The organism is Thioclava sp. UBA3469 (genome assembly GCF_002378135.1).
Lineage (GTDB): Bacteria > Pseudomonadota > Alphaproteobacteria > Rhodobacterales > Rhodobacteraceae > Thioclava > Thioclava sediminum.
Genome location: NZ_DFRG01000086.1, coordinates 1 through 3,764, shown reverse-complemented (window position 1 = coordinate 3,764; position 3,764 = coordinate 1). Strand labels below are relative to the sequence as shown.

Genomic DNA, 3,764 nt, shown 5'->3' with positions numbered 1-3,764 from the left:
GACGTGGTCGTGACCGGCAATCTCGATGCGATGTTCGAGTACGGCGACCCCGATGACGTGATCCTGACCCGAAACCCGAACACCCCGTTCGAGCGGCTGGGCCAGACCTCGCTCTACCGTTTCCCGATCGGCAAGCTGGCGCCACTGCGCGAGGAATTCCTCGCCGATCCTCAGGGCACGGCGGAGAAATACGTCTTCGAGCAGCGCTTCGTGACGCGGCGCACGCCGGGCGGCGTGAAGTTCTGGCCGAAGGGCTGGGTTGCGACCTTCAAGTGGCATTGCATCCGGCAATTCCCGATCAACTTCTTCGCGCCGCCGAAACTGCCGAAGGATGCGAAAGTCGTGATCTTCCCCGGCGGGCTGAACCCGATCGACGCGATCGAGGGGCGCTGGAACAGCCGCTCGACCCATATGGCGCCGATGGAGCATGTGAAGGCGGGCCTGCGCGGCGAGCGGGACGGCTCGATGCTGCGCCACCTGCGCCACTTCCTCTGGCCCACGAAATGGGTCGAGGAGAACTGGCGCAAGGATCCTTAACCGGTGATCCCGAGCCGCGCGGCCAGATCGCGGGCGCGCGTATCCTCTAGCGTATCCGCCTCGACGCTGTTGACCGTGCGCATCACCTTGCGGCGATAGGCCTCGCGCTTGGCCACAAGGTTCGGCCCGCGCGTGATCTTGGCCTCCAGGTCAGCTTTCGAGCGCGTGTAATAGTGGTTCAGCTGCACGGCGGCGGTGGAGTAGAACTCCGGCTTGTCGCGCGCGCTCATGTCGGATTTCATCCCGGCGTCGTTCCACGTCGCCTGCCCACCGTCGGTCTCCATCGAATGAACGCGCAGCGCCGTCAGGCGGCACGGATCGACGAGCATCTTGAACGCACGCAGCCCCGGCGCATCCCCCATCGGGTCGCGCGCACGGGTGGTGAAATTGGCGAGCATCCCGCCCTCGGGCGTCGTCTCGTGGCCAGAGAAGCCGAACATGTGCCACGGCAGCGAGACATTCGGGACATCGCCCAGAGGCGCAAGTGCGGCGTTCAAATCGTCACCCGCAGTCGGGATCAGGAATTCGTCCACGTCGATGAAGGCCATCCAGCGGTGATCGCCGCCGAAATTCCCCGCCGCATGGGCATAGGCAAGCACCTGATTGTGGATCTCGCGCCCGAGACGGATGTCGCTCAGCCGCTGTGCCCAAGGGATGATCGTCAGCGCCTCGGGCGGTAGCGCGCCTTGCAGCACCGCGCGGGTCTCATCCGTACTGGCATCGTCGTAGATCACGAAATGCCGCACGCCTGCCGCATGGTGGAACCGGGCCCATTCGCCGATGAAACGCGCCTCGTTGCGCACGATCGCGGCGATGGCGATGCCATGACGGTCCGGACGCGGCTCGGGCGTGGTGATCCCGAGCTTCGAGATTTTCGCCCGGCCCAGCAGTTTTCGCAGCATTCGCGCCTCCCGTCCGAGTCACGAACGGGACGCTCCCGCTCAGTCGTCGGATTTGTAGCTGTAGCGGTAGTTATAATGATATTGGTAATGGCCGCCATAGCGCTCACTCGCCTCGGCCTTGAAGCCGTTGAGGACCGCACCGGTAATCGACGTGCCCGCCGCCTCGAAGCTCGCCTGCACCGCGCGCACCGCGCCCTGCATCGTCTCGAGATGGCGCGCGACCGCGATGCTCGCGCCGACGGAGCGCCCGATCACGACCGGGTCGGTCACGGCCAGCGCGGGCGGCGCGTCGACAATGATCAGATCGAATTCGCTGTCGAGTTGGCGCAGCATGGTGCCGAACTCGGCCCGCATCAGAAGTTCCGACGGGTTCGGCGGGTAACGGCCCGAGGTGATGACTTTCAGCCCCTCGACCGGCCCGTCGCGCATCACCTCCGCCAGAGATTTCTCATGGCCGAGATAGTCGGACAGGCCTTCCACCGTTTTCGGCAGATGCAGGAAGCGCGCGAGGTAGCCTTTGCGCATATCCGCATCGATCACGCAGACCCGCTGCCCCGCCTGCGCCGCAACCACGGCGAGGTTGATCGACATGAAGGTCTTGCCGACGCCCGGCGCGGCGGAGGTGATCTGGATCGAGTTGGTCTGCGCATCCAGCAGCCCGAAATGCAGCGAAGTGCGCAAGGAGCGCAGCGCCTCGGTCGCGACCGCCTCAGGGTGCTCCAATGCGAAGATCGGCAGGTCGCCCTTGCGGTTGCGCAGATCGGCGGCTTCCTGTGCGAAGGGCACGGTCGCGAAGACCGGAAGGCCGAGCGCCTCGATCTCTTCGGCACCCTTGATTCCCCGGCGCAGCGCGCGACGGATCAGCACGATGGCCGCGCCGATGATCAGGCCGAGGATCGCCGCGAGGGCCACGATCCGCGATTTGCGCGGCGCGACCGGGATCGTGCTCGCATAGGCTTTGTCGATCACCCGCACCGAGCCCACGGTAGAGGCGCGCACGACCTTCAGTTCCTGCGAACGGTTCAGCAGCTGGGTGTAGACCTGCTGCGCCACTTCGAGATTGCGCTGCAGGTTGAAGATGTCCTTCTGCGTCTCCGGCAGGCCTTGGGTCGCCTTCTTCGCCTGATCCAGCTGCGCCTGCAGCTCTTTGCGGTTCTGCAACAGCGCCTGATAGGCCGGGTGATTGACCGTGTACTGGTTCTTCAGCTCCGCCTCTTTCAGATCGAGCGCGGAGAGTTCCCCTTCGATCTTGGTGACGCGTTCCAGCAGGGCCTGCGTCTCGTATTTAACGTCGACCGATTTTTGCTTCTGACGATAGGCATTCAGCGCCTGCTCCGCGTCGGACACGTTTTGGCGGGCGTCGGGAAGCTGCTTTTCGATGAAATCGAGGCTGTTCTCGGCGGAGGCCGAGTTGCGCTCGATATTCTGTTCCACGAAGGAGGTCGCGATCGCATTCAGGATCGCTTCGGCCCGCTGCCGATCGGTGTCCTGATACGAGGTCTGAAGGATGTTCGAGCCGCGCGGACTTTCGGAGACCGAGAAATTCGCCTTCATCGTCTTGATCGCGGCGTTGAGCGATTGCCGCCCGACGAAGAATTCCCGACCGGCCGGGGCATCCATCGACGCCACGGCCAAGGTGAAATCGCCATCACGCGCGGTGATCTCATGGCCCACCGTACCTGCGAGATCGGTCCCGTCCGGCAGCGTGACTTCGTAGCTATCCGCACCGGTGACGCGCAGGTCGATCATCTCGCCCAGCCATTGCTCCGGCACCTTCATGCGCCCGATCTGAAGGCTCTCATTCCCCCATTGGTACTGATCGAGCAGTCCCGGATCGGGCAGATGCAGATTGGTCGGCAGCAGACCGATCACCGGCAAGCGCCGCGGGATCACGAAGTTCTGCAGATTGAGCTTGTTGGCCGCCTCCCCCAGAACGAGCCGCGAGGACATGATCGCGATCTGGGTTTCCGCCTCCGATTTGCCGCCACCGTCGCTGCCAAGAATGTCCTGCATCGAGGTCGGGAGTGCCGCCAACGCGTTTTGCGATTGCTCGAGCTGCAGGAGACCGGTGGCCTGGTAGATCACCGGTTTGCGCAGCGCGACAAAGGCACCGAGGCTCACGGCGATGACGAAAGCCAGCGCGATCCATTTCCAGCCCGCCAGAAGCGCGCCGGCCAGCGCCATCAGGTCGATCTCGTCATCCTCGACTTCGGGCTGCGCGGCGTGTTTCTGCGTCATTTCGGAAATTTGCTTCATCTGTCCCGTTCAAACTCTCAAATGCTTATTCAAAACCGCGCCTTTGCCGCCGTGACGCGGATCAACGTT

Annotated in this window: 3 protein-coding genes; 1 reads left to right on the top strand and 2 read right to left on the bottom strand. The window is 63.9% G+C overall.

The genetic code is table 11. The features are described from left to right. Window positions 1–537, top strand: a 537-nt coding sequence (locus tag B3D39_RS07350) for a glycosyl transferase (RefSeq protein WP_286789561.1), incomplete at its 5' end; no start/stop codon positions are given. Here B3D39_RS07350 and B3D39_RS07345 read toward each other — a convergent pair. Further along, window positions 534–1,439 (bottom strand): glycosyltransferase family 92 protein, encoded by a 906-nt coding sequence (locus tag B3D39_RS07345; RefSeq protein ID WP_274962288.1) that lies wholly within the window; start codon window positions 1,437–1,439, stop codon window positions 534–536. The genes B3D39_RS07350 and B3D39_RS07345 overlap by 4 nt on opposite strands. 39 nt (window positions 1,440–1,478) lie before the next feature. Beyond that, window positions 1,479–3,695: a polysaccharide biosynthesis tyrosine autokinase gene (locus B3D39_RS07340; RefSeq protein ID WP_286789560.1), complete on the bottom strand. Its 2,217-nt coding sequence runs from the start codon at window positions 3,693–3,695 to the stop codon at window positions 1,479–1,481. Window positions 3,696–3,764: the final 69 nt, after the last annotated feature.